20 protein-coding genes and 1 tRNA gene are annotated in these 26,998 nt (G+C 65.3%); 6 read left to right on the forward strand and 15 right to left on the reverse strand.

The features are described 5' to 3' along the window. Positions 1–5 precede the first annotated feature (5 nt). The 9 genes from THITH_RS09540 to THITH_RS09580 all read right to left on the reverse strand — a co-directional run bounded on the left by THITH_RS09540 (position 6) and on the right by THITH_RS09580 (position 11,622). Positions 6–2,576, reverse strand: coding sequence for a glycosyltransferase family 4 protein (locus THITH_RS09540; protein WP_006748335.1), 2,571 nt, complete (start codon positions 2,574–2,576; stop codon positions 6–8). Beyond that, positions 2,573–4,096, reverse strand: coding sequence for a class I SAM-dependent methyltransferase (locus tag THITH_RS17125; RefSeq protein WP_006748334.1), 1,524 nt, complete (start codon positions 4,094–4,096; stop codon positions 2,573–2,575). The genes THITH_RS09540 and THITH_RS17125 overlap by 4 nt, the downstream gene beginning before the upstream one ends. Further along, entirely contained in the window at positions 4,093–5,319 is a 1,227-nt protein-coding gene (locus THITH_RS09550; RefSeq protein ID WP_006748333.1) for an ABC transporter ATP-binding protein, read from the reverse strand. The genes THITH_RS17125 and THITH_RS09550 overlap by 4 nt, the downstream gene beginning before the upstream one ends. Next, the gene (locus THITH_RS09555; RefSeq protein WP_006748332.1) at positions 5,319–6,113 is read right to left on the reverse strand and encodes an ABC transporter permease; all 795 of its coding nucleotides are present in this window, start codon (positions 6,111–6,113) and stop codon (positions 5,319–5,321) included. Before THITH_RS09555 ends, THITH_RS09550 begins: the two co-directional genes overlap by 1 nt. 229 nt (positions 6,114–6,342) lie before the next feature. Next, on the reverse strand, positions 6,343–7,506 hold the full coding sequence (locus THITH_RS09560) for a glycosyltransferase family 4 protein (protein ID WP_232222183.1): 1,164 nt from the start codon (positions 7,504–7,506) through the stop codon (positions 6,343–6,345). Further along, positions 7,503–8,402 (reverse strand): NAD-dependent epimerase/dehydratase family protein, encoded by a 900-nt coding sequence (locus THITH_RS09565; protein ID WP_006748330.1) that lies wholly within the window; start codon positions 8,400–8,402, stop codon positions 7,503–7,505. The genes THITH_RS09560 and THITH_RS09565 overlap by 4 nt, the downstream gene beginning before the upstream one ends. Before the next feature lies 1 nt (position 8,403). Continuing rightward, positions 8,404–9,441: a GDP-mannose 4,6-dehydratase gene (gmd, locus tag THITH_RS09570; RefSeq protein WP_408645511.1), complete on the reverse strand. Its 1,038-nt coding sequence runs from the start codon at positions 9,439–9,441 to the stop codon at positions 8,404–8,406. A gap of 244 nt (positions 9,442–9,685) precedes the next feature. Next, entirely contained in the window at positions 9,686–11,065 is a 1,380-nt protein-coding gene (locus THITH_RS09575; RefSeq protein WP_156925510.1) for a hypothetical protein, read from the reverse strand. A 29-nt stretch (positions 11,066–11,094) separates the two neighbouring features. Continuing rightward, the gene (locus tag THITH_RS09580) at positions 11,095–11,622 is read right to left on the reverse strand and encodes an aminoacyl-tRNA deacylase (protein ID WP_006748327.1); all 528 of its coding nucleotides are present in this window, start codon (positions 11,620–11,622) and stop codon (positions 11,095–11,097) included. A 608-nt stretch (positions 11,623–12,230) separates the two neighbouring features. Here THITH_RS09580 and THITH_RS18520 point away from each other — a divergent pair. The 3 genes from THITH_RS18520 to THITH_RS09595 all read left to right on the forward strand — a co-directional run bounded on the left by THITH_RS18520 (position 12,231) and on the right by THITH_RS09595 (position 14,802). Beyond that, positions 12,231–12,554, forward strand: coding sequence for a hypothetical protein (locus THITH_RS18520; protein WP_006748326.1), 324 nt, complete (start codon positions 12,231–12,233; stop codon positions 12,552–12,554). A gap of 290 nt (positions 12,555–12,844) precedes the next feature. Continuing rightward, positions 12,845–13,834: an aKG-HExxH-type peptide beta-hydroxylase gene (locus tag THITH_RS09590; RefSeq protein WP_006748325.1), complete on the forward strand. Its 990-nt coding sequence runs from the start codon at positions 12,845–12,847 to the stop codon at positions 13,832–13,834. Continuing rightward, positions 13,831–14,802, forward strand: a complete 972-nt coding sequence (locus THITH_RS09595) for a hypothetical protein (RefSeq protein ID WP_006748324.1) — start codon at positions 13,831–13,833, stop codon at positions 14,800–14,802. Before THITH_RS09590 ends, THITH_RS09595 begins: the two co-directional genes overlap by 4 nt. Before the next feature lie 63 nt (positions 14,803–14,865). Here the strand turns inward: THITH_RS09595 and THITH_RS09600 are convergent. After that, positions 14,866–14,940: transfer RNA gene (locus THITH_RS09600), tRNA-Val, on the reverse strand. A gap of 145 nt (positions 14,941–15,085) precedes the next feature. Here THITH_RS09600 and THITH_RS09605 point away from each other — a divergent pair. Then, positions 15,086–15,688, forward strand: coding sequence for a cytochrome b (locus tag THITH_RS09605; protein WP_006748323.1), 603 nt, complete (start codon positions 15,086–15,088; stop codon positions 15,686–15,688). Positions 15,689–16,368: 680 nt separating this feature from the next. On the opposite strand, the gene mdoH is transcribed toward THITH_RS09605, so the two are convergent. Both mdoH and THITH_RS09615 read right to left on the reverse strand, forming a co-directional pair. Next, the gene (mdoH, locus tag THITH_RS09610; RefSeq protein ID WP_006748322.1) at positions 16,369–18,315 is read right to left on the reverse strand and encodes a glucans biosynthesis glucosyltransferase MdoH; all 1,947 of its coding nucleotides are present in this window, start codon (positions 18,313–18,315) and stop codon (positions 16,369–16,371) included. Continuing rightward, a complete protein-coding gene (locus tag THITH_RS09615; protein ID WP_006748321.1) occupies positions 18,290–19,852 on the reverse strand; it encodes a glucan biosynthesis protein in 1,563 nt (520 codons plus the stop codon). The genes mdoH and THITH_RS09615 overlap by 26 nt, the downstream gene beginning before the upstream one ends. A 406-nt stretch (positions 19,853–20,258) precedes the next feature. On the opposite strand from THITH_RS09615, the gene THITH_RS09620 reads away from it, so the two are divergent. Next, entirely contained in the window at positions 20,259–21,839 is a 1,581-nt protein-coding gene (locus THITH_RS09620) for an alkaline phosphatase family protein (protein WP_006748320.1), read from the forward strand. Positions 21,840–22,068: 229 nt separating this feature from the next. Further along, positions 22,069–22,929 carry an amidohydrolase family protein gene (locus THITH_RS09625; protein ID WP_006748319.1) on the forward strand — a complete coding sequence of 287 codons (861 nt, stop codon included), beginning with the start codon at positions 22,069–22,071 and terminating at the stop codon, positions 22,927–22,929. Positions 22,930–23,163: 234 nt separating this feature from the next. On the opposite strand, the gene THITH_RS09630 is transcribed toward THITH_RS09625, so the two are convergent. The 3 genes from THITH_RS09630 to THITH_RS09640 are packed head-to-tail and all read right to left on the reverse strand — an operon-like array spanning position 23,164 to position 26,586. Next, complete coding sequence (locus THITH_RS09630; RefSeq protein ID WP_006748318.1) at positions 23,164–24,282, reverse strand: hypothetical protein; 1,119 nt, start codon at positions 24,280–24,282, stop codon at positions 23,164–23,166. After that, positions 24,279–25,100: a hypothetical protein gene (locus tag THITH_RS09635; RefSeq protein ID WP_006748317.1), complete on the reverse strand. Its 822-nt coding sequence runs from the start codon at positions 25,098–25,100 to the stop codon at positions 24,279–24,281. The genes THITH_RS09630 and THITH_RS09635 overlap by 4 nt, the downstream gene beginning before the upstream one ends. A 4-nt stretch (positions 25,101–25,104) precedes the next feature. Beyond that, a complete protein-coding gene (locus THITH_RS09640; RefSeq protein WP_006748316.1) occupies positions 25,105–26,586 on the reverse strand; it encodes an SLC13 family permease in 1,482 nt (493 codons plus the stop codon). Positions 26,587–26,998: the final 412 nt, after the last annotated feature.

The raw sequence follows: 26,998 nt of genomic DNA on the forward strand, positions 1-26,998 counted from the left end.
TCGCACTACAACGCAGTCTGTCGCGTTTGGCCGGTTCTTTCGTTGTCGCGTGGGCCTTCTGGCACCACGAGGCTCAACAACCATCGCGCACTTTCCCGCCAAGTCATCCAAGGCATATCGTCGGAGCTTGGAGCTATCCCTTCCTCGTGCATGAAAAGCCATTCATTGAGTGCAGCCGCAAGGTGGTCAGCCTCAAGTCCGTCGAAGTAGTGTGCGTGGTTTCCCGCCACCTCTCGAAAAACGGGGATATCTCTGGCGATAATCGGCATGCCCTGCTGTGCAGCTTCGATCAAGGGCAACCCAAACCCTTCTGCGTACGATGCTGCGATGAGACACGTACTGTTTTCGTAGACCTTCTGCAAATACTCATCGCTGATGCCTTCTAGCCAAAACAGACGGGCATTCAGCTCCACGTGCCTACGAATTTTCTGTGCTAGCTTCTCCACCGCCCACCCCTGTTTTCCGACTATGACTAAGTTAACGTCGCGCCCCCCTTTCCATAACCGTTCCATGGAAGCCAGCACCTGCGCATGTCCTTTGCGCGGCTCCAATGTGCCCACCATGAGAAAACTGGGGCGAGTGCGCAGTGCAGCCAATACATCATGGGATTCCGGTGGCATGCCTTTTGACGAAACACTACTCGCGATATCGGCTCCATTATGAAAGTGCTGGATACACAGAGGTCGGCTACGCTCCGGCGGATGATCTTGCAGCCAATCCCGGACATCGTCTGCGGTAGCTCTTGATATGCACAGCAGCGAATCCGCGGTCGCGCCAACACCCTGGATCCACTTGGCGAATGCCTCCGGTACGCTAACATCACACCATTCCGGATGCCGCAACGGGATCAGGTCATATACCACAAAATGAATCGGGATTCCCACGCGCCGCAAGAATCGCAAGAATGAAAGAAAAGAAGGAAACAGGTGAGCAGATAAATCAAGGCCCAGAAAGATGTCCCCATGACCGACATCTATGAGCTGGTCCGCATCCGGAAACTCTACCTTTCCGGACGGGAGCGTCGCCACCTGGGGTGTATATCGGCACCAGCCATGCTCGGCATCAAAGCATATGGGGCGAATACGATATCCGGTGGGTGGCTCGTTTAGCAGTTCTTTAAGGAGATTGCGCACGACACGCTGAACGCCGGTGCGAGCATCTTGCGCCGCTAGAACGGATACGTCGACCAGCATTTGCGGCTCGGCACCCAACCGTTCATTCAATGCAATGCTTGTTGCTACCTTACATAAGTCAGCCGTTTTTGGTGATACCGTGCTGTCAATGCCGGCAAGGGCATCGACCAATGTCGTCGGAAAAGTCGCCTCTTGGGAACGAATGACGTTGTTACGGGCACCACCTGTATTCTGAGAGATCTTAGAGAACGCAGCAATGGCTCGCCGGGCGCAAATCTTCCAGGAAAATGCGCTTGCTCTATCAATTGCTCGGGACATCAGCGCATCGCGGAACGCCGTATCCGACAACGCTCGGCGCATCACCTTCGCAATCGAATCAGGATGGTAGGGATCGAACAACGCATCCTCCCAGCCAATAACCTCCGGAACTGCACCACCCCAAGAGCCGATTGTGGGCGCACCACAGGCCATGGCTTCTAAAGCCGGCAGCCCGAAGCCTTCATGCACCGAAGGGAGCACAAACAAACGGCACTGATTATATAGCGAAACAAGGTCTTCGTCCGTTACGTAACCGGTCAGGACAAGTTCGTCCTCGGTCAGTCCGAACGAATGCGCAAATTTCATGAGGTTGCGCTCGTGTATATCGTCCATTCTTGCAACTATCACTAACTGGAACTGCCTGCGTAGCGCAGGATGGAGAAGCGCGAAGGCGTGTATCAGTCGGCGTAGATTCTTATGAGTTTCAACATTACCTGTGCATTGGATAAACGGTCGCGTAATTCCGAACCGGGCCCGGAGCGCAACAGCCTCTTTGTTCGATAGTTCAACGGGATGGAAGCGATGGTCAATAGCGGTGCCAATAGTGACGATCCGTTCAGCGGGTATTTTCAGCAATTCCATAGCCTCCCGCCGGCTGTAATCCGAAATAGCCAAAAGGACGTCAGCATGGGCAAGGTACTTTAGCTTTTTCTGATACCACTCCTTGTGCATTGGTGTCTCAAGCAATTGCGGAAATCGCATGGGGATCAGGTCATAGAAGATGGCAGCTGTCGGCACTGCCGGGTGCAGTGTCCCGATACTGGTCAGTGCGTTATCGCCCAACCCTTCGAACAAGCTGGTGATGAGCACCAAATCGGGCTCGAGACTGGCCAGAAACGATTCCCTTATTCTTTCAGCTGCCAGCATTCGCCATTCGTTGTCGGAATCGAATGCACTTACAGGCGCGGGGGCATGCCAAACGCGGATATTCTCCTGCGGCAGGAGGTCATCGAAGGCAGCACGGATGGGTTCGATGGTATCGGGGAACAGACCGCTCAATGCGAGGAAGGCTTCATGCTCACCACGCTCGTGCACTACGGCCTTGGCGAAAGACATCGTATAGCGGCCAATACCCCGAAAGCGGCTTGCCGTCTGCGCTCCCTGCATGTCAATTACGATCCTCATTGATCCGGCTTCCTTCGCTTCTCCAGTGCTTCCGTCAGCTCCGCATAGATGCGCCGGGCCCTCGGCGTGAGCGTCTCAAGGCCAGTGGTGTTCGCGTCGCTTACGCTGGAGCCATTCCTCTGGGCGGCATGGGAGGCAGCCCGAGGCGGGGCCACAATACCACGAACTTTGCTCGTGACCGCGGCGTGCAGGCGCGGGAACGGCCGCAGGCAACGGTGGACCAACGCGACCCACCGCGGTCTTCCAAGGGCTCCCAGCACGGCGCTACGAACCCAGCGTCTCGGGGCGGCCGGGCGCGGCCTGCGCCCCGAGATGAGCAAGAGGACGCCCAGCCCCCACCTCAAGGGTGCAGTGATGCGCCAGGAAAGGCTTCTATGCAGCGCCTCCGTTTCCAACTCCGCGCCCTGTGCCCGCGCCTCGGCCTCCGCAAGTCGGGCCTGTATGTAATGATTTTTCTTCTCAATCTCCTCTGCGCGACCCTGCAAGGCCTCCAATTCGCGTTCCGCAACTTCCGCACGCGCTTCCGCGCGTACGGCCTGTTCCTTGAGCTCCACTCGCTGTTCGGACTTCTCTGCCTCGGCAGCTAGACGTTCCTCCAGCGCACTCAGGTGCTTCCGCAGCGCCTGGACGGTCTCGGCGGATTCCGCTGCGGCCGATTCCGCTACGGCGGCCAGCTTCTCGTACACCCGCGTCTCCGTCGCACGGTCCGCCCACATCCTTGCCTGATCCTCCTTGATCCGAGTGACCTGATCCTTAATTTCAGTCAGTCCGGCTTGAAGCTGATGGTCGAAACACTCCGTCAAGCCTGACAGGGAGTTCCCGTAATCCCTGGCGAAGGGTTCGTCCAACGCGGAAAGCTGATCCGCACCTCCAGGAGCTTGGGCGACTACGGCGTAGTCGGGGCTCACGTCGTTCAGTACCTGGCGAAGTGTTACCCGCGGCGTACCGTCGGATTGTCGTGGTTCCTGCAATCCAAGGATCTTGCAGCGGGCAAAGCCGTGGAACTCCGGGAGGAAAGCCAAGAGCGGAGCGGGGATCGGTCGGATATGGGTCGGATCGAGATAGAAATTCGCCGTGCCGACAACCAAGTTCTCCGGATTGGGCGTCTCGAGGATCAGCAGCCCGCCCGGGAGCAGGACCCGTAATGCCGCCCTCACCAGATCCTGCAATGCCTCGAACGGAAGGTGCTCTGCCACATGGAACGCGGATACGACGCCGAAGCTCGCGCCTGGTTGCCCTTGCAGGTGCCTGACCGCGTCCTTCTGCACAACATCCAGATCCAGGTCCCGGCATGCCTGGAGCATCCCCGTATCGAGATCGACCCCCTGAGCCTCGATAGCATGCTCGCGCATCAACTCCAACCATTCGCCCCGGCCGCAGCCAAGGTCCAGCGCCTTCATCCCGGGATGAACACTTCTCAAACCATCGATAAACGGGAAATAGACCTTGAGGCGGCCCTTAATCAGTTCCCTCGGGCCACGATACCTTTCCTCGAAGGCGCGATAGAAATCCTCGGTCATGATTCACACTTCACGGTCGGAGGCATCCAGTTCGCGCCTACAAACTGTTGTCGGTTGACGTTAAGCACGCTGAAAACGATGGCTAGGTCGCGCCATTCGTAGTTCCTATCCACGTGAGTATCGCCAGCGTGGAGTGCGAGCGCGATGGAGTAGCTTCCCACCCCCAGTTGGGCAGGAAACGTGAAGCGGTACCGCCATACGCTGCCACGCCGGGCGTTGGCAAGCGCTTCGCCCAAGTGGTGTGTGTTCGTGCCGAAAATGGGCTGGCCCAGCCGGTCCTTGATCAGATAGCCAAGGACAAGACGCTCCAGATCCTGGTTAGCGATGACTTCCACGGACAAGGTGAGCGTATCGCCCACGTTCACAGCTTTCACCGGCTCACCATTCGCATTGAGCAACTCGGCTAGTATAATTCGCGCCTCGCCGGTGCCGGAGCTGGTGTGTGCGACCCCGTCGTCGCCGCGCTCCACCCGGATTGTGCTGTTGCCCTGCTCGCGCTCCGCGATCAGAGCGTTGTAGAAATCCATGACTTCCTCCGGCGGACCATCCTTGATAACGAAGCCGTTCTCCAGCAGCACTGCCCGGTCGCACAGGCTCTGGATTGACGTGCGGTCGTGGGAGACGATCAACAGCGTGGTGCCCTGTCTGCGGAAACTGCGGATTCGATCGAAGCTCTTGTGCTGGAAGTAGGTATCCCCCACCGACAGGGCCTCGTCGACAATCAGCACCTCCGGCCGTCGGGCAGTGGCTACGCTGAACGCAAGCCGCATCTGCATGCCGCTAGAGTACACGCGCACGGGCTGGTCCATGTACTCGCCGATCTCGGCGAAGGTCTCGATGGCGGGCATCATGCCGTCGATCTCGGCGACGGTGAAGCCCATGATCTGGCCTGCCATGTAGACGTTCTGGCGGCCGGTGAAGTCGGGGTCGAAGCCCATGCCCAATTCCAGCAGTGCGGCCAGCCGGCCGTTCACGTGTACCGTGCCCGTAGTGGGCTGAGTGGTCCCGGCGATGATCTTGAGCAGCGTGCTCTTGCCGGCGCCGTTGATGCCGACGATGCCGACGGCCTCGCCGGGCAGGATGGTGAAGTGGACGTCCTTCAGCACCCAGGTGAGCTCGTGCCGGGGGCCTGCAAAGGGGAATACCCACTCCACGAGCCGCGACCAGCGCGTCGGGTAGCGTTTGTAGGCCTTGCCCACACCAGCAACAGTGACCGTGCCCATCAGAGCTCGTCCACCATCTCGCCCGAACGGCGCAGGAACAGGCGCACACCGAGCGCGGACAGCATGAGACCAAGGACAAGCGGCAGCCAAAGCGAGGCCCAGTCTGGCATGGTGCCGTACACCATCAGGCCCTGATAGGCGGACATGAGAGGATACATAGGGTTGAACCGCATCGCCGACGCAACCGCCTCCGGGAGAATGGCCGCCGGATAGACGATGGGAGTCAGCCAGAACCAGAAGAAAAGGACCACGGTGACCGTCTGGCCGACGTCGCGAAAGAAAACATTCAGGATGCCGAGGGTGACCCCAAGGCCCAGGGCGAACAGAAGCTGGACTGCCAGCAATGGGATCATGGCCAGCAGCACCCAACCGGGAAAAGCGCCCACCACAACCAGGAAAAGGAGGAACAACACAAAGATCAGGACGAAATTCACCAGAGCGTTGAGGGTCAGGATCACTGGAAGGGAGAGCCGTGGAAAGCTCACCTTCTTCAGCAGGTTGGCGTTCTCGATGAACATCGTCTGGCTGCGCCCGACGATCTCCGCGAACAGGCCCCAGGTGATGATGCCGACGGTCAGGTAAATGCTGTAGGCGAACTGGCTCTGTACCCCCGGCAACTTGGCCTGCATGATCTGGGAGAAGATGAGTGTGTAGACCACGATCATGCTGAGCGGCTGAATGACGTTCCAGGCGCCGCCGAGCATGGAGCGCCGGTACTTCGACTGGAACTCGCGCTTGACGCTGCCGAGAATGAAGCCGCGAAAATTCCAGACGGGTCTGACGATACCGATCATAGCTTCGCTCCGTGCGTGCTGGCGGGGGGCGCGCCGCTCCCTGGGGACCAACGACTCACCTCCCCGCCCTGCGATTTCGATCGCCGATCCGCTCGCCATGAACAGTCATGAGCTATCCGGCCTTTAGCCAAGAAATCAGGCACATGGGAGGCGGCCCCTTTTGCAGCGGCCGGAGTATAGCGTATTCAGTTGACCAACTCCGGGCATTTTCGGTGCATGCCACGATTCTTCAGACCACTGCTCTGTAGACATCCAGCGTCATCCTGGCCGTACGGTCCCAGGTAAACTCCCGCGCCCGGGCCAGGCCCGATTCACTCAGCCGGGCGGCAAGACCCGCCGCGTCCAGCACCTGACGCATGGCATCCGCGATCTCGCCCGTGTCCGTGGGATCCACCATGAGCGCCGCCCCCTCAGCCACCTCCGGCAGTGCGGTAGTCCGCGAGGCCACGACCGGGACACCGGCGGCAAAGGCTTCGAGCAGGGGAAGACCGAAGCCCTCGTGCAGGGAGACGAACAGCAGGGCGGCGGCACCAGCAAACACAGCGGGCAGGTCCGCGTCCGGCACATAGCCGAGCCAGCGCAGGCCAGCATCACGCTCCGCCCGCAGTTCGGCCATCACGCTGTCACAACCCCAACCGGCCCTGCCCGCCACCACGAGCGGCACGTCTCGTCTCAGGTATTCAGGAAGCCGTCGGTGGGCGGCGATCAACCGTGTCAGATTCTTGCGCGGCTGCAGTGTCCCCACGAACAGGAAATAGGCATCCGGAAGCCGATGATGTTGCCGCACGCGTTCGAGATCCTCGCCCCCCGGAGGTTCGAACCAGCGACTGTCCACACCGAGCGGGATGACATGGATGCGCTCGCCGGGCACGCCGAACCAGCGTTCAATCTCCATGCGGGAGTATTCGGAGATAGTGATCACCCGGTTGGCCCACTGCACCGACCGCCGCCACAGGGCGTTGCTGATGCGTTTCAGGGGATAGGACACCCATTCGGGATGCGCCAGCGGGATGGCATCCATCACCGTGGCCACCACGGGCGTGCCACGAACCCAGGGCACCAGATGATCGGTGGCATGGATCAGCTCCAGCCCCTCCCTGGCCATCGCTCGCAGGCCCGGAAATGACGCGCCGGTCAGCAGGGCGCCCAGGGCCTGATGGCGGAACCGCCCGACGTCCCGGGCACTTGAGTCACCAAGGAGCCCCGCCGGTGGACCGTAGACAAAGGGCCTCAGATCCATAGCCACCGTGCCAGCCAGTCGCGCCCCCAGTTCGCGGCTGTAGGCCCCAATACCATCGACCCCCTGGCCCGCCAGGCCGTGGGCCAGCGCCGTGACGCCAAACGCGACACGCAACGTCCCCGCCGGCAGCCGTGCAGACGTATGTTCGCTCACGCCGACTCCGGGGCCTCGTACATCCAGCGCAGCGTCTCCCGCAGCGGGGTCCATGGCAGCTCCCCAACCGCCGCCTCCAGCCGGGCCCGGCTGCCGTGAAGGCGCTTGACCTCGTTGGCTCGGACGAAATCGGGGTTCACGTGAACCTCGATCCGGTAACCGGCGATCTCCGCCATCATCTCCAGGATCTGCTCCAGGCTCACCGCCTGCCCGGAACACACGTTGAAGGTCTGACCGGCGGGCGCGTGCCGGATGAGCCGCAGATAGGCATCCACCACAGAGCGCACGTCCGAGAAATCCCGCGCCACGTCCAGGTTGCCCAGTTCGATCACCCGGCTGCCGCGTCGGAAGTGATCAACGATCTTGGGCAGGAGGAACCGCCCCGATTGCCCGACACCCGTGTAGTTGAACGGACGCACCGTGACGATGGGCAGCCGCCCGGTCCAAAGCGCGGCCATGTATTCCATGGCCAGTTTGCTCACGGCGTAGTCGTTGGCCGGCCGTACCGCGCTGGTCTCTGTCAACGGCCCGCCGGCCACGTTGCCGTAGACATTGGCGCTGCTGGCCAGGAGCACGCATGCCGGCGCGTGACCACCTGCCGCCACGGCATCCAGCAGGTTGCGCGTTCCGATCAGGTTCACGCGATAGAAATCGGCGGCATCGGCATGCCCCACAAAGGAGATCGCCGCCAGATGGACCACTACATCGGGCTGTACTTCCTCCACCACCCGTGACAACCCCGCCCGATCCTCAAGGTCCACGGCAAAATGCTCCGGAGACCCCGATGCATGGGGTGCCAATCCGAAGACCCGGAAACCGGCTGCGGCCAGTGCGCGTCCCAGATAGCGCCCAGTGAAGCCGCTCAGACCCGTAACCAGGGCACGCCGACTCGCCATCTCAGAACGAGTAAGGCCTTTCGACACGAACGAGATCCGCTTCGTACATCATGCGGCAGAGTTCTTCGAGGCTCGTCTTCGCCTCCCAGCCCAGGTTGCGGCGCGCCTTCTCTGGATCACCAATCAGCAGGTCGACCTCGGCGGGCCGATAGAAGCGCGGGTTCACGCGCACGATCGTTCTGCCCGTTTCCATGTCGATGCCCTGCTCCGATTCACCCTTGCCGTTCCACTCGATACCGATACCGGCAGCCCTACAGCTCATGGTCACGAAGTCGCGCACCGTCTCCGTGCGCCCGGTGGCCAACACGTAGGTGTCGGGATTCTCCACCTGGAGCATGCGCCACATGCCTTCGACGTACTCCTGCGCATATCCCCAATCGCGTTTGGCGTCGAGGTTCCCCAGTTCCAGTACCTCCAGCTTGCCACGTTTGATACGGGCGATGCCATCGGTCACCTTTCGGGTCACGAATTCCCGCCCCCGAAGCGGCGACTCATGATTGAACAGGATCCCACTGGCCCCGAAGATCCCGTGGCTCTCGCGATAGTTCACCGTCATCCAGTGGGCGTAGAGCTTGGCGACTCCGTACGGGCTTCGGGGATAGAAGGGGGTGCTTTCGTCCTGCGGCACCGTCTGCACCTTGCCGAACATCTCCGAGGTGCTGGCCTGGTAGAAGCGGATGCGCGGATCGACGATACGGATCGCCTCCAGCAGGTTCAGCGCCCCGAGCCCCGTAATCTCGCCTGTGGTGATCGGCTGATCGAACGATACCGTGACAAAGCTCTGAGCGGCCAGATTGTAGATCTCGTCGGCCTCGCTTCGCTCGAGCAGGCGCACGCTGGACGAAAGGTCGGTCAGATCGTGCTCCACCAGATGCAGGTGCGGGTGGTTGGCCAGCCCCAACTCCTCGATGCGCCAGAAGTTGACGGAACTGGTACGCCTGTAGGCGCCGAACACCTGGTAGCCTTTCTCCAGCAGCAAAGCGGCCAGATAGGCGCCGTCTTGCCCGGTGACACCTGTGATGATTGCCTTCTTCATGATGATTCAGCGACTCCCTATGATCTGCATGCTCCCTAACTCGGGGGGCCTGTCGGCGGCCTCGTGCGCCGCCCAAAGGACGCTGATTATGCCCGAGTTCGCCGACCTTGCGACGCCATAGCCCACGACTGCCCGACGGGATCCCCCGACCGCCCACCAGATCACCCCGTCATGACCCGTGTAATTGACTACACGCTTTTTACGAAGAACCCCCGGCGGTCCGTCTTCCATCGCTGGAGGGCGCCGATCAGGATCTGCAACCCACCCGAAGAATCCACCACGCCGCGAACACGCTCAGCGGGACGAAATGCAGCAGGAGCCGGTTGACGCTGGTGAAACTCACCGCCCACTGCGACGCATCCGTGAACGTGAACAAGAACCCCATGAGTAGTAACGCCACGAACAGCGTGTACACCGGAATGCGGAGCACGGCGTCGCGGCCGGCTCGCACCGCACCATAGGTCAGAACGGGAAGGAGCACGAACCAAAGCAGATGCCAGCTTCCGAAAACGAAAAGTGCCTGGACCAAGGCCTTCCAGACTTCAGGCTCATAGGCCAACTGCACGGCAATGAGCCCAGGGATCGAAATCTGGTCGAGCCAGAGACTCCATCCGTGCACGGCAAAGCCAGCCGCACCCTCCCCGGTCACCTGTCCCCATGCGAGAACCCCGGTCGCGAGGAATGCTGCGGCCAACAGAACGTACAGGGGGCGAACCCAAGCCAGCACGAGCCCCCCAAGTAACGGCACGAGCCAAACCCAGCCCTCTACCTTGAGGGTCGGCAACGCGAGCAGCATCGCACCAGCGAGCAGGCCTTGAATGCCTTCGCGGCGCTGCCACCAGGACCACAGCGCGACACCGCCGAGACCAATTGCCGCAGCGAGCCAGAGATCGGCGTAGCCGGCCAAGGCAGTATGCACACCCAGCATCGGAAGCGACACGACGACATACGCGACCAGCATGGCTTCCCAGGGCGTTCCCCCGAAACGTTTCACCTGTCCGTAGAGCCCGAGCAGCAAGGCCACCACAGCGCCCAGCCACGGCAACAGAGCCAACCCATCAATCCAGACTCCGGAGACGAGCGCAATCCAGGCGGGGATCAGCGAGACGGTCTTCGGATAATGGTGGGCGTCGATCGTGTAGGCGCCCGTAACCTCGCTCGCAAGCCACTCCGCGCGAGGCACAAACGGCACCAACGTCCCTGCGTACGCCCACAACTCTGCCCGAAGCGCCCAGACCGTCCAGGCGTCCCAGGGTGTCAACGGGCGCCACAGCACTTCCGCGCCGAGAACCCCCAGTCGCAGAGCAATCAGGGCTGCCAACCCGTACCAGACCCAGCGTTGCCAGCCTGAAGCGAATCCGGGCACAGATCCTTGCGAGGCCAAGGCCGATCGCCCACGTCTCCGGTAGGACCACAGGATCCAGACGCCCACGAGAAAAAACCAGGTTGACAGCGTCAGAACCACGTTCAGGCCCAGTCCGAGCGAATCCCAGATCCGGAGCAGCAGAACCGTCAGGAAGAGGCCCAGGAAATAGCCATAACCCAAGGCGATTGGCCAGCCCAGCGGCTCACCTCCCGAACCCGAGCGACGCAGCCAAAGCGCGGTCGCGATCCACGGCAGCAGCACGGCGACCAGCGCTGCGAGAAACACCGAAATCATGTCGCAATCCCGGGAACCCCGTGTCGAGTACTACCGAGCTCCGGCTGTGCGACGTGAACGAGGATGGGATCCAGCACGCGCAACAGGTCCGCGGTCGCCAGCGAAACGATGTAGCCCCGCTTGCCGCCGTTGATGTACACGCGGGGAAGCTCGGCGATGCTGGCCTCGCAGTACACAGGCATCGACCAGCGCGTTCCGAACGGCGAGGTGCCGCCGACCTGGTACCCGGAGTGCCGGTCGGCGTCGGCCGGCGCGCAGGGCTGGACGTGTTTCGCGCCGATCTGCCGGGCCAACTCGCGCACCGAGACCTGGCGGTCGCCGTGCATCAGTACGATCAGCGGGCTGCCCGCTTCGTCCTCCATGACCAGCGTCTTGATCACGCTGCGTTCGTCGACGCCGTGCTCGCGGGCGAACTGCGCAGTGCCGCCGCCGTCAACGTAGCGGTAAGGATGCCCCTCGAACGCGACATCTGCGGCGCGCAGCACGCGCACGGCCGCCGTCACCGGCTCTTTCGGTTTGCCCATCGTCCAGCCTTCCCCGACTTGCCCTCCCCTGGTTGAGCGCTGCTCCGGGGCACGGGGATATAGTACCGTCATTCACCCGTTCAGCCGAGAGCACAGGGAGCTCATCGTGGTCGCGCCGTTCCGCGCCCACGAATACGGCCCACGTGAGGTGTTCTACCTCGGCGCCTCCCTGTTGCTGCCCTAGCATCGGGGGCGCGGCCTCGGCGTCCGATTCTTCGAGGAACGCGAAGCGCATATGACGGCGCTGGGCGACACGTCCTGGGCCGCGTTCTGCGCGGTGGACCGGCCGGTCCACCATCCTCCGCGCCCCCCGGGATTACGTGCCGCTGCGTGCGGTCTGGGAAAAGCGAAGTCATTACAAGGATCCGGAGCTCAGTGCCAATTGCAGTGGGCCCCACGTCGGCATGACGACCGAGACACCCAAGACGGTTACCTTCTGGAAAACGGGTAGCTTGAAACTCATTGAAGCAGCACGCATCCCATGCTAGCCTCACTTGCAGGTTTGCCGCTGCCAATGGACGCGCCCTTCGTCGAGGCTTGGGGCGTTTCGGAACGCAGCACGAACCCGATCAAAAACGAAGCCCGAACTTCCCATTGGAGGTAGTGCCATGGCAAACCCGATTCAGCTCGACGTCTCCCGGCTTCTCGGCTTTCGCATCTGCGATCGAGACGACTCCCTGCAGCAAGACCTCCTTGCAAGCCATGGCCCTGGGGCGAAAGTCGGCCGCAAACCTGTAGTACATTCCGGGGTCGTTGCCGGTGCGAAGGTCGGGACCAAGTTCGGCCAGAAGCCGATCGGCGGGGTCCTGATCGGCGCCAAAATTGGCGGCAAACCCGGCTTCGTGAAGCATGAAGCCCGAGACATCAGTGCTCGGATTGGTGCCAAAGTCGGCATCGTGAAACCGCGAATCGCAGCCACTGGCACGCGTTGAGCAGCGCGAACGAACACAGTTTTCTGGAATGTAGCACTACCAAGGATGCTGGATCTCGTGCGCAGCGGGACGCATGTGCCCCTGATCCAGGTCTGCCACCGGATTGGCTTGCGGGAACCCACCCCTTGCCCTGGCAACGCCGACGCGTCTACGTTTCTTCGCTAGGTGGGCACATGGCTGTCACCACGACCCTGAACCTCAGCGAATCGCACCGAGGCCTACAACAGGGTCCTTCGGCTCTGGCGCCGACCCACTCCCGGCTGCATCCCGGGCCTGGAGGGCCTTGACCCATGACGATCCACCTGCAGTTCGAGCCCGATCCCGGGCGCGCGGTCGCTCTGGACCGCCGAATGCACCAGGAACTCGGAAACAGCCTCACAGAGGTCTGCGGTCAGGCACGCGGGTCGGTGGCCTTCGATGCACCGTGTATGGAAGCGTTGATCGATGGTCTCCGGGGGGATGCCGTCCACGCGCCGACGACGTTCGGGCTGTACTACGATCTGGTGCTGGCCCTGCTCGGTGGGGATCGAGGCGAAGCCGAGCGCCTGTTTGCGATCCTGGCTGAGGTTGCCCCGGTCTCAACGGAGCCCGCGATTCGCGGATTGGAAGCCCCGGGAGCCTCTTCTTGGAGCGACCTATATCGTGCCAAGATGTCCGCCGATTTGTCCGATGGCATCGAGTTCCTGCCCCCCTCCCGAGAGGTCGTGGGTCGCTTTCGCGAGCGGCACGCGATCGCAATGGCGATGATGGACCGCGCCGTGCCGGAACTCGCGGCGGAGGTACGCGCATTGGTGCGTGACACCGTCTGCGTTACCGGGGCACCCGATGCGAAGATGTCGTTCCAGGGCGGCTCGCACTACCAGCTGTGGGGAGCCCTGTTCCTGAATGCCGAGTACCACGACAGCCCGCTGGCACTGGCCGAGGTCATCGCCCACGAGAGCGCACACAGCCTTTTGTTCGGGTTCTGCATTGAGGAACCGCTGGTGTTCAACAAGGACGAGGAACTGTACCCCTCGCCGCTACGGGAGGATCCACGGCCGATGGACGGAATCTACCATGCCACCTTCGTTTCCGCCCGCATGCACTGGGCGATGTCGCGCCTTCTGGACTCCGGGATGCTCAGCGCCGAGGAACGGCGGTTGGCAGCAGCCGCGCGAGACAACGACGCGGAAAACTTCGATGCCGGCCACAGGGTCGTGGCCGAACATGCGCGTATGAGTGGATTCGCTGCGGAGTTGATGGAGGGCGCGCGAGCGTACATGGCCGTAGCAGCCCGATGATCGTGTTGCTGACGACGCGCACCCACAGTCGCACGCACGCGGCCGTGGAGCAGCAGACCCAAGCACGCCTGCGGGCCCTGCCCTATGAACGGGCATTTCACGCGCTGCGACTGCCTCGAGCGACCTACATCTTCACCGACCTCGACCGCCTGAACTTCTGGGATCTGGAGCTTGCCGGCCGCCTTTACCGCCTTCTGGCCGACGCTGGCCTGAGGGTGCTCAACGATCCCGCGCGAGTGCTGACACGATTCCGGCTGTTGCGCAGGCTGTTCGAACGGGGCGCCAACCGGTTCGAGGTCTGGCGTGTCGAGGAAACGCGCGAGCCCACGCGATACCCCGTTTTTCTGCGCACCGAATCAGCTCATCGAGGTGCCCTGAGCGGCCTGCTCCATGCGCCGGACGAGGTGAGTGCCGAGATTACCCGGGCGCTCGCTGCCGGGATTCCTGAGCGTGAGCTTCTGTTGGTGGAATTTCGGGCGCAACCGCTTGCCAACGGCATCTACCGCAAGCTGGCCATGTTCCGGGTCGCTGACCGCATGGTGCCCACGCTCAGCGCACACCAGCAGGACTGGCACGCCAAGATCGGCCAGAGCGGCGTGGCCGGGCAAGCATTATACGACGAGGAGTACCGGCTGCTCACCGAGAACCCCTATCGGGAGGTGATCCGCAGCGCTTTCGATACCGGCCATACCGAGTACGGGCGCGCGGACTTCGGAATCGTGGACGGAAGGGTCGAGGTGTACGAAATCAACACCAACCCCTGGACCGCCCCGGTGAACGAGCACCCCTTTCCGATCCGACTGGAGACGTCGAAGCTCTTTTTCCGGCTGTACGGTGACGCCTTGCGCGAGATCGACACCGGCCGAACGGGTTCCTCCGTGCGGCTGCCCGATAAACGGACCTGGCGCCAATGGGTCGGCGATATGATCGCAGGACGCACTCTGCGCCGCACTCCCCGGATGCCCTGAGTCAGAAAAGCAGAACGCGCGCCAAAGGTCTTGCCGGAGGCGCGCGTTCTGCGAGATCGTGTCTGGTGGGCGGTACTGGGATCGAACCAGTGACCCCTGCCGTGTGAAGGCAGTGCTCTACCGCTGAGCTAACCGCCCGAGCCGAGCGCAAGGTTAAGCCGGGACGGCGTTCCGGTCAAGGCGCTTCGCAAACAGCCGGCGGCCGGTCGCGGGGAACTGGCGGGACCGGCCGACCTCCAATGATCGTCCAGACAGGCCGGGTCCGAGACCCAGGGAGGCAGGTATGAGTGGCTCAGCAACAGACATGGCTTCGGGACAGGCACTGCCACGGTACGCATTGGTTCAACGGCTGCTGCACTGGTTGGTCGCAGTCCTGGTGGTGCTGGCCCTGATCGCCGGTGGCACGATCGGGGTTCTGGGCTTCGAAGGCATGCGCGCCACTTTCGGCGCGGGTGGCACGGATTTCTTCTACACGGCGCACAAGACGATGGGTGTGCTGATCCTCGGGTTGATGGTGCTGCGTCTGGCCACGCGGCTGACGCTGGGCAAGCCCGCCTACGCGGTGCCGCTGCCGGCAGCCCAGCGCCTCGCGAGCCAGACCGTGCACACGTTGTTCTACGTGCTCCTGCTGGTGATGCCGGTGCTCGGCTGGTTGGCGACGGCCTCGGGCGGATTTCCGGTGCACCTGTTCCACATCGAGCTGCCGGGACTGATCGGCCGAAACGATGCGTTATCCGAGACGCTGTTTCTGTGGCATCGGATCGTCGGCATCACGCTGGTCGCGCTGATCGTGCTGCACGTGGCAGGCGCGATCTATCACTGGAAAATCCGCCGGGATGGGGTGATGCAGCGCATGAGCCTGTTCCGGCAACGGCGCCAGGACTGACGGCCATACCCTCGGGCGGTGGGCGCCCCGAAGGCAGGAAACGGACCACGGAAGAACGCGGAAAAGAGTTTCTCTTGATTATCACGAAATCTCCGCCGGTGGCGGCCCGCGAGGTCTGGAAGGGGCGCATCTGTGGGAGGCCAGCCTCTGGCCGATGGTTTTCCGGCGCCCGATCGGCGAGAGGGCTCGCCTCCTACGCACAAGCGGCATTCGCGAATGCTTTCGTGATAATCGGGAAAGAGTTTGAATACACTTCATTTCCCGTGCTGTCCGCGTTCTTCCGTGGCGGCATTTTGACGGGAACGTCGATGGCCAGCAGCCACCCTCCCGACCATGAACGAAGCGTAGGGCGAAGAGGCCGAAGGCCGTCATCCGCCATCCGGCGCCAGGGTGTTCGCAGCCCCTCGGGACGGCGCGTACGCCGTGTGGCGGATAACGCTGCGCTATTCCGCCCTACCGGGTCTGCATTGCCACGGGAACTTCGGTGGCCAGCAGCCACCCTCGCGACCATGAACGCAGCGTAGCAGCGTAGGGCGGAAAAGGCCGAAGGCCGTCATCCGCCAGCTGGCGCTGGGGCGCCCCCCCCGGCTCCTGGGCGGCATGAACGCCGTGTGGCGGATGACGCTTGCGCTCTTCCGCCCTACCGGTTGCCCGAGACGAGCCCAGCGAGTGCTTTCGCATCAATTGCCGCTGGCGGCCTTGCGCAGGGCGCCGCCGGCCCAGGCCCTGCCCGGCGCTGGCGGCATTCGGCGCATACCCCGGAGGAGGACGCTGACGCCGCCGGCCTGGGCCGGCTGCTCTTCCAACCGGACCATCGTCGCAAGTGCCGGCCCGGGGGTGATGTCCGCAGGTGTCAGCAGCAGACCCCTAACACGCAGCCGGGCGCTGGCGGCGCGACTACCGCTGCCGCGCACCAGCGCGGGCGCCGCCAGCCACCCCACCAGAACCGGCAGCACCCACCAAAGGAACGCTGGCGCCAGCACTGCCAGCAGCGTGGCCCAGGCCAGGGCTGCCGCGACCATCGGTCCCGTGCGCCGCAGCGCTTCGCTCCAGGCGACCATCCGGCCCTCGCGGGGCTGTGCCGACCAGATCACGTTCCGCCCCGACAGCACCCCCGCGACAAACACGGCATGGAAGGCCATCATCAGCGGTGCGATCAGCACCGAGTACAGTGTTTCCAGAACCCCGCCTAGCACCAATCGCCCCCGGCCCCCGAACCTGCCCGGATCGCGCGCCGCGACCAGGAGCACGCCGAGCGCTTTCGGCAGCAGCAGCAACATGAGCGTGCCGCCGAGCAGCGCATAGGCGGTCGACAGCGAGGCCCCCTCTCCGCCCAGCGGCCCGCCCGATGGCGACGCGGGGACGCCCAGCGCGACGACGGTCGCGGCTGCCAGCATCAGCAACCAGAACACCGAGACCAGGTACGACACGGCTCCGAACAGGAAATGGGCGCGATTCAGCGGGTGCAGGCCCGGCTCCGCAAGCAGCCGCAGGTGCTGCAGGTTGCCCTGGATCCAGCGCCGGTCGCGCCGGGCAAAGTCGACCAGATTGCCGGGCAGTTCCTCGAAGCTGCCCGGCAGCTGCGGCAGCAGCCAGAGGTCCCAGCCGGCGCGCCGCAGGAAGGACGCCTCGACGAAATCGTGGCTCAGGATCTCGCCACCCAGCGGCGGCCGGCCGGGGAGCACCGGCAACTGGCAGTGTTCGCGGAACGGCCGGATGCGGATGATCGCGTTGTGGCCCCAGTAGTTCGCGCTGTTCGCCTGCCAGAACGCGAGCCCGGTGGCCAGCATCGGACCGTGCACGGCGTTTGCGAACTGCTGGAAGCGCCCGAACAGCGTCTGCTGGCGCACCGGCAGCGGCAGCGTCTGGATCAGCCCGGCGTTCGGATTGGCATCCATCGTCTGCACCAGCCGGACCAGGGTCGGTCCCTCGATCAGGCTGTCGGCGTCGAGCACGACCATGTACTCGTACTCCGCGCCCCAGCGCTCGCAGAAATCCGCGATGTTCCCCGCCTTGCGGCCGCGGTTCTCCTGCCGCCGCCGGTAGCGCAGCCGGACACCATCGCCGAGGCGGGCTCGCAGCCGCCGCAGCGCGCGCTCCTCCGCGCCGATCACCGTGGGGTCGCTGCTGTCGCTCAGCACCCAGAAATCGAACTTGCCGCCCTGCCCCGTGGCGAGCAGTGACCGGCAGATCGCCTCGATGCCGCGGGTCACGCGCACGGGGTCCTCGTTGTACACCGGCATCACGATCGCCGTGCGCCGGCCCGGCTCGAGGCACCCGAAGGTGCCATCCTCGGCATGCAGGCGCCGCAGGCTCAGCGGGTCGCGCCGGAACGCCTGGAGCAGAAAGCCGGCGACGGCGGTCCAGAACGACGCTGCGATCCAGGTGAAGGTCACCGCGAACAGCGCCAGGATCACCCATTGCAGCGGCCCGAAGCCGCCGGTGGACAGGGCCTGCACCATCATCAGCGAACCGGCAACCGCGGTTGCCAGCACGGCACCGAAGAACGCGGCCTGCCGTGCCCGCGCCGCCGGGGCGTACAGCCGCAGCGAGCCGGATCTCTCCGCTGCCACGGACCCCGCGACGAAGCCGCGGGCCACGTCAGAGTTCGTCGGGGTGCCAGACATAGGTCCAGGTCTCCGTGACCGGGCGGCCATCGTGTACGAGGAACAGGCGCAGATCGGCGGGCCGTGCGTTCTCGGGTTCGAGCAGGAAAGACGCGCGCCAACCCGAATCGTCCGGCAGCCAGCGAGCGGTCAGGTCGGTGATCCGACCAGAGCTCGCCTCGAGCCGTGGCTCCAGCCCGGCGCCCGGGCCGAGCGTGTCGAGGTCGCCGCCGGCGAAATCGACGACGAAGCGGCGCAGGCTGCGGGGCGGAGGCTCGGCAACCCCTGGCACCGCCCCCCAGCCGGATCGGGTGCGCAGAACCCGGGCTGGCGGTGTCACCCCAGACGGCGGCTCCGCGTCGAACACCTGGATCCGGTAACGGTAGCGGCGCCGTTCGCCGGCGCGAAACGGGGCGTCATCGACCCAGTACGCGACGATGTTGTCGTGGATCTCGGAGTCGGTGGGAATCTCGACCAGTTCGACACCGCCGCTGCTCCAGTCGCCGTCGAGCGGCACCACCCACTGGCTCGGACGCCGGTGGTACTCGGCCTCGAGATCGAGATAGGCATCGAACGCACGGTTGCGCTGGACGAGCCCGAAGCCCTGTGGACGCTGGTCCCGTAACGAACTCACGCGCAGGTGCCGGAAGTTGGAAACGGGCCGCCAGAGCCACTCACCCGCCGAGGTCCGGTGCAGCAGTCCCTCGGAGTCGTGCACCCGGGGCCGGAAGTCGTCGTGGTCCCGTACGCTGGCCTCGCCCAGGAAATACATGCTGGTCAGCGGCGCGACCCCCAGCTTGCGCAGGTCGGTGCGCGCGAACAGCCGGGAATCGACCTCCACGGTCACTTCCGGTGCGACGCGAAGGTCGAAGCGGTACGCGCCGGTGACCGAGGGACCGTCGAGCAGCGCCAGGATCGTCACCGTGTCGGCCTGCGCCTCCGGCCGCAACAGCCAGAACTCCCGGAACGCCGGGAACTCCTCGCCGGAAGGCAGCGCCGTGTCGACGGCGAGCCCGCGGGACGACAGGCCATACACCTGCCCGGGCCCGACCAGGCGGAAGTACGAGGCCCCTAGAAACACCATCACCTCATCCTTGTACGCCTCGGTATTGATTGGAAAATGGAGCCGGAATCCGGCGAATCCGAGATCGGGTGCGACGACGTCTGCGAGCGGTGCCGCGTCGTGCTCGTAGCGGAACGACGCCGGGTCGAACGCGATCCTGTGCACCTCGCCATCGCGCAGCTCGTGCACCGTGACCGGGTGCGGGAACAGGAACCCCGGATGGAAGAACTGCACCTCGAAGCGCGCTTGCCCGCGCCAGAGCGCCCCCTCGGGCCGGAACCGGATCGACCGGTACTGGTCGTAGTCGATCGACGCCAGCGGCTCCGGCAGCATCTCCGCAGGCGGCTGGTAGGCTGTCGCGGCGCGCTCCGCCGCGAGATCGATGACCTGTTCGAACAGCGCGTCCGCCTCGTCTGCCACCGCGGCGGCGGACGCGCCGAGCAGCAGCGCCCCTGCCTGCAGCCAAACCGCGAATCTGAACCAGCCAGACGTCATCGGATCCCCAGGGATGCCAGTGCCAAACGGTGTCAGGCGTTGAGTGCAGGCTTCGCCCCCGCCAAAGAGCGCATCGTGCGGAGGATTTGTGGAACCTGCAACGAACCCCTAAGACAATACCGGCAAGCGGAAGTTGTTGCCGAGCCGCGGAAGACCGCGAAGGGCGCAGTCCTTACGGCTCGGCCAACTGGCGGAATGCGGCTGTGACCTCCGCATTCGGCGTGGGCAGATCGTGGCCGGCCGGGCCATTACGGGCCATTACACGACGACTCCATGGCGGATGATGGTCTGGGCGTTTTCGGCCCTGCTCGATCCCGGGCAGCGCTGTTCATCGTTTTCATGAATCGGGGATGGGCCCCTTGCCATCGCCGCCAATGCCCAACCAGTCCCGGAGAGACCAACCGCCTTGCTGCGCCTACTGCTCATCTTCGGCCTACTGAACTTGCTGTTTCTCGCGCTCGAGATCCCGCGCTATGCAGGCTTCGGTCCCAACTGGCTGGCGCTGGAGGCGGCGCTGCTCGCAGGGCTCTTCGCGCTGCTGCCAGCCGGCCGCAGAACGGCCCGAATCGCCGCGCTTGCCGGCTGGCTGTTCGCCGCTCTAACGCTACTGGTGCTGGCCGACGCGCTCGCACGCCTGAGCCTGTCGCGCCCACTGAACCTCTATCTCGACTACCCGCTGGCGCGCTCGGTCTACGATCTCGCAGCGGGAAGCGTGTCGCTGCCCGGTGCACTGCTCGCGATGCTGCTCGTGTTCCTGGCCGTGGGCGCGGTCGGTCTGCTGGCGGCGCGCCTGCTCGTCCGCCTGCCCGGCGGCCGTGGCACCGCCCGGACCGGGGTGGCAACCGCGCTGGTCCTGGTCGGCGTTGCCGGGACGACCACCTTCCACGCAGGCGAAGCCGTACCCAACCTGCCGCGCGCGATCACACCCGGCATCACCCTGGTGCTGGACCAGTTCCGGTTCGGCCGCGACGCTCGATCCGAACGACTGGCCTTCAAGGCCGAGCTCGATCGGGAACGGAACGACGACCCCGAAACCCGCCTCGAAGGGCTCGCCGGGATCGACGTGATCATCGGTTTCATCGAATCGTACGGCGTCTCCGCGCTGTTCGACGAGCGGTATTCCCCCGTGGTCGGCGCGCGCCTCGACGCCTTCGGGCAACGCGCTGAGGCGTCGCGGCTGCACGTGGCGACCGGCGTTGTAAACGCGCCGATGTTCGGTGGCCAATCGTGGCTGGCGCATTCCACATTGCTCAGCGGGTTGTGGATCACCAGCCAAGCGCGCTACGAACTCCTGCTGGAAACCGAGCGTCCGACACTGGTCGGGGATTTCGCGCGCACCGGACATCGGACGGTCGCGGTAATGCCTGCCATTGTGCGTTCCTGGCCCGGGGGCCGCTGGTACGGCTTCGACGAAATCCGGGGGGCCGGCGACATGCCCTATGCCGGCCCTGAATTCAACTGGGTGACCATGCCGGACCAGTTCGTCTGGTCACACTTCGAGCACGCTGTGCGCCGGGCCGAGGAACGCCCGGTATTCGCGAAGATCGCGCTGCTCAGCAGCCATGCGCCCTGGGTGCCAGTGCTGCCGGTCCTGGACGATTGGGACGCGATCGGTGACGGTTCCGTGTTCCGGCAGTGGGAAGGCAGCGGCGAGCCCCCCGAGGTGCTGTGGCTGGATCCCGACCGGGTCCGGCAGGCCTACGCCGAGTCGGTCGCCTACGCGCTGGAAGTAGCCGGCGCCTACGCCGTCCGCCATACCGACGAGCGCACCCTGCTGATCCTGATCGGCGATCACCAGCCCGCCTCGATCATCACCGGCCCCAACCCCAATCCAGGAGTCCCGGTACACCTCGTCAGCGGCGATCCCGCGTTGTTGGAGCCCTTTTTGCAGCATGGTTTCGTGCCTGGCGTCTGGCCCGATCGCGAATTCACCGAAGCGGGCATGGATCGCTTCCGGGACTGGCTGCACGACGCCTTCGGGAGATAGCCGGCACTGCGGTCACGAAGACGCTCCCGGCGAGCCGCCCCCGGCACCGCCATCGCGCCGGGCGTCCGCAACCAGACCCACCGACACCGCGGGCCCCAAAGCCCTGCAACCGCACAGGGAACAAAAGCCACCGGCCGGGACGTCCTTGTGCGAGGCCCGTGGATCCGCCGACCGTTCGGTTCATTGGCGCGAAGTGGGCCGGCCGCGTTCGTCGAGTAAGGAGGAACTTATGCCTGCCAGGATCATTCGGCGCTTGTCTGCCGTCGCGTTGCTCACCCTGCTGCTGGTCCCTTGGGCCGCCCACCCCGACGCTCTGCCGCTGTTCGATACCCACCTCCATTACAACGTCCCGCACGCGGAAGCGCTGCCGCCGGAGCAGGCATCCGCCGCGCTGGTCGACGCGGGGATCGTCCGCGCGGTGGTCTCCACCCGGACCGACGAACTGGCCGAAGCGCTGATGCAAGCGGCACCCGGGCGGATCCTGCCGTTTCTGGATGTCTACGACTCGCCGGCGCACAAGCAAACCTGGATGCACCAGGAAGAACTGCCCGAACGCGTCCGGGCCCGGCTCGACGCGGGCCTGGCCACGGGCGCGTGGCGCGGGATCGGCGAACTGCATCTGTTCGCGGATGACCGGCATTCGCCGGTGTTCCAGGAACTTCTGGAACTCGCGCACCGGCGCGGGCTGCCGGTGATGATCCACGGCGATCCCGCAGTCATCGATCGGGCCTACGAAATCGAGCCGGATGCGCTGATCCTCTGGGCGCACGCGGGCAGTTTTCCGTACCCGCCGCTGCTGCACGACTACCTCGAGCGCTACCCGAGCCTGTACGTCGACCTGTCGATGCGCAGCGAACGGCTGAACCCGCCGGGCGGCATGCCGCTCGAATGGCAGGATCTGCTGATCGAGCACGCCGACCGGTTTCTGATCGGTGCCGACACGTTCAGCACGCGCCGCTGGATGGAACTCGACGATCACGTGGCGGGCATCCGCGCCTGGCTCGCGCAGCTGCCGCCGGACGTCGCGCGCCACATCGGGCACGACAACGCCGCCGCGCTGTTCGCCGAAGAAGCCGCACCCCGCAACTGACACCCCTCAGCCCGCTGCTGGCCGCGACCCTGCCGCGATGGGGCTTCGACTACGGTGCCGATCGGATGAACGAGCCGTAAGAGAGGGCCAGGGCCGTCACGCGCCATGGTCGCACATGCCATGCCTGGGCGCGTGGGGCCATTCGACGGCATGGTGCAACGGCATCGCGGGTCAGATCACGTCGTACAGCCCCGACCTCCCCTTGCACGAACGGGGACAGCCACGACGTTCGCGTCAAGTCCGGCCGCCGGCCGAACTCCGCACCGATTCGATCGGAGAGAAGCTGCGTTCGATCTCGAGGTGCATCGCGCCACGCCAGGCGGCGATCGCGTCGAGATAACGCTCCAGCATGGCCGCTTCGAGATCCGCGCGCAGTCCTTCCAGGCGCCGTTCCCAGTCGGCGATCAGCGCATCGCGGTACCGCCACTCGTCGACGCTGAGTAACGCCCAGTCCGCGGCCAGCCAGGACGCGCCGCCGACTGCCAGCGCGCAGGGGAGCGCCGCCGGGCCGGTCGCGGCACAACCGAGAGCGGTCGCACCCGCTGCGCCGGCCTTGGCGGCACCACGGCCCGCGCCCTTGGCAGCGGCTGCGCTTGCGGTCAGCGCCGCCCCGCCCGGCTGTACCAGCAGGCGCGCCAGCGCAGGAGCCGTCACTCCCGCTCCACCGGCCGCGGCGGTGCTGGTCGAGATCCGCTGCAGGAACTCGCTGCTGCCGTGCCCCGAGATCTCCGTGGCCAGCGCGTCCAGCGACAACTGTTCGGCCGGGGCGCGCTCGCGCGCGGGTGGCTGCCCGTTCGCCGCGAGTTCCATCAGGTCCTGCAGCCAGCGCGCGTGCAGCGCTTGCACGTGCCCCGCCAGCACGGACTGCGCCCGCGCGTCGATCGCGGTCAATTCCCGGTCGAAGGCCTCGCCACCGAACACCAGTGTCAGCGCCCGATCCGCCAGGTAATCCCCGTCGCGGACACCGATCCGCTGCAACACCGGCATCAGCATGCGGGCATACTCGCCGGAAACGGAAAAGTACCAGTCGGCGTAGTCGGGAATGCGCGCGGACAGCTCCGCGAACAGGGGGTCGAGCTCGGCCGCGAGCAGCGCACGCACCCGCGCCTCTGCCTCCGTCGAGCCGGCCGTGGCGTGGGCCTGCGATTGGCGGACCATCTCGCGGGCGGTCGCCGGCGTGACCGTCAGCCGCTCGCTCGCCACCAGGATCTCGAAAGGCGCCAGGGCCGACCCCAGCCTTTCCCATGGGCGCGGGTCGAGCGCGAGCACCATCAGCCCCGCCAGCGCCGCGATCAGCAGCAGCGCGCGAAACAGGTTACCAGCCGTGCCCATGTGCACGGAAATTGCGGTCATGTCCCCACTCCCGGATGCCAGCTCCGCCAGTGCGCCAGCGCCAACACCGACGAGCAGAATACCAGGTAAGACCACACGACCAGGGCATCGGTTGCGAGCAGCAGCGCCCAGCCCAGAAACTGCAGCCACGGCTGCGTGATCCCAGGCAGCCATTGCTGTCCCAGCCACCAGCCTACCGCGTCCACCGCCGCCGCGGCCTGCAGCAGCGCCTGCAGCAGCGCGCTCGACGCGTGCTGGCGAGCCGCTTCGAACAGCACGGCGTCGCGAAGGCTCAAGCCAGTGAAATCGGGATACGTCTGGAACACCGCGGCTGCGGCGAGCACGCCGAACAGCAGCACGAAGTTCACCCCGAGCGCCAGCCGCAGCGCGACCCCCGCCCGAAAGCGCGCAACCGCATGGCGCTCCACCAGCCGGAACGCCGCGTGCCACAGCAGCACGAACACCGGCACATTCAGGATCCACACGAGCGGCAGCAGACCCGGATCGCGCACGGTGGCGACCAGCAGCACCGTGGCCAGCACCGCGCCCTGGGCCAGAGACACGAGCGCGAGCCCGGCTCCGCCCCGCAGCCAGCGGTACCCGACACTCTCGGGCCGCAAGGCTCCGGCCAGGAAGATCCGCCTTCGGACGGCCGCGCGCAGCCAGACGCCGGCCGCCATCAGCGTCGCCAGCGCACCGATCAGGCCGACCACTGCCGCCTGCGGCAGCAGCGCCGCCCACTCGCGGACCAGGAACAGGAACAGCGGGACCGGCACCAGCCACAGCATGTCGTTCAGCCTGGCGCGCAGCCGGGTCTCCGGAACAGGGCGCGCGGCCATCGGGTCAGCCGGTTTCGAAGATCACGCCGACCCAGGTCATCGCGACGATGACCAGAACCAGCAGCGAGATCAGGCTGGGCAGCGCGCCGCCGCGCACCATGTCGAGCACCGCCAGCCGATTGCTGCCGAAAACGATCGCGTTCGGCGGCGTCGCGACTGGCAGCATGAACGCCGCCGAGGCCGCGAGCGCCACCGGAATCGCCAGCAACAGCGGCGCCGCCTGCGCCTGAAGCGCCAGTGCCGCCACCAGCGGCAACAGCGTCGCGGCGGTCGCGGTATTGCTGGTCACATGGCTCAAGCCCATCGTCAGCACGATCACGCCGAGCACCAGCAGCCACAACGGCAGAGCGACCGCTCCATGCAGCGTCTGCGCCGCCATCGCGGCAAGCCCGCTGCCCTCGATCGCGGCGCCGAGGCTCAACCCGCCGCCGACCAGCAGCAGCACCCCCCACGGCAGATCCCGAGTGTTTTCCCAGGCCAGCAGGTACCGCTGCTCGGCGCGTCCCGAGGGCACGATGAACAGCACCGCGGCGCCGAGTATCGCGATTCCCGCGTCGGTCAGCTGCACCGGCAGCCACTCGTTCAACAACGGCCGGAACAGCCACGCCAGCGCGACCAGCGCAAAGATCACCGCCACGCGGCGTTCGGCCGACGACCAGCCGCCAAGTTCGGCCCGCTGCCCGGCCAGCAGGTCGCCCAGCCCCTCGAGTCCGATACGGTGGACCGGGAACACCCAGTGCGTCAGCGACCACCAGGTGAACGCCAGCAATGTGATCGAGATCGGCAGCCCCATCGCCAGCCACTGCACGAACCCGACCTCGAGTCCGTAGCGCTCATTCAGGAACGCGGCCGTCAGCGCGTTGGGTGGCGAGCCAATCAACGTGGCCATGCCGCCGATGTTCGCCGCAAACGCGATCCCGAGCAGCAACGCCACCGCGGGTCGCGAACCCGCGTCGCGCGCCTGCGCATCCGACTCGACCAGCGCCAGCACCGACAGCGCGATCGGCAGCATCAGCGCCGCGGTGGCGGTGTTGCTGACCCACATGCTGAGCCCCGCGGTCGCGAGCATGAAACCGCCGATCAGGCGGTCCAGTCGATTGCCCGAGAGATGCAGGATCGCCAGCGCGACGCGCCGGTGCAGGTTCCAGCGCTGCACGGCCAATGCCACCGAGAAACCGCCGACGAACAGAAAGATCAGCGGGTTGGCATACGGCGCGGTGGCTTCCGCCATCGGCACCACGCCGAGCAGCGGCAGCACCGCGATCGGCAGCAGCGCGGTCACCGGGATCGGCGCCGCCTCGGTGATCCACCAGATCGCCATGAACAGCGTCAACCCGAGCACGAGCCAGGCCTCGGCCGAGAAACCCGCGGGCGCGGCCAGTGCCAGAAACGCCAGGAACACGCCGGGTCCCAGCCAGCGCCCCAGCCGCGCGAACATCGGAACGGCCGGGGCCGCCGCCGGTACCGGGCGTGGCGCCTGCCTCATCGCGCCCCACCCGCCATGGCTGCATCGACCCGGCAGCCGGAGGCGTATCCGGGGCCCGAACCCGAACCATTGGCCAGCCCTGCGTCGAGAATCGCCAAGCGCCCTCCCGGAACGACCGCATCGAGCCGGCATGATACAAGCGCCGTCCTGGCCCCGACTATCCCCGATACCTCTGGCCGATGCCTCTGGCCGATGCCGCCGGGGCGCGTTCGCGTGCCATGTCATACCCCTCCAGCGCCGGCACCCCCGGCCCGCTCGATCGGCGAGTGGATGGCCTAGGGGATGGGCGCAGCGCTGTGCAGGTTCCGTGCGCCAGTCCTGCGGCCGATCTGGCGCAACACGCCGTCCATCGGCAGCGCTTGCGTGCCGGTCGCCGCGGCGAAAGCCGACGCGAAGCCTCGGGAATTGCATC

It is taken from the genome of Thioalkalivibrio paradoxus ARh 1, from assembly GCF_000227685.2.
In the GTDB taxonomy this organism is placed as follows: domain Bacteria; phylum Pseudomonadota; class Gammaproteobacteria; order Ectothiorhodospirales; family Ectothiorhodospiraceae; genus Thioalkalivibrio; species Thioalkalivibrio paradoxus.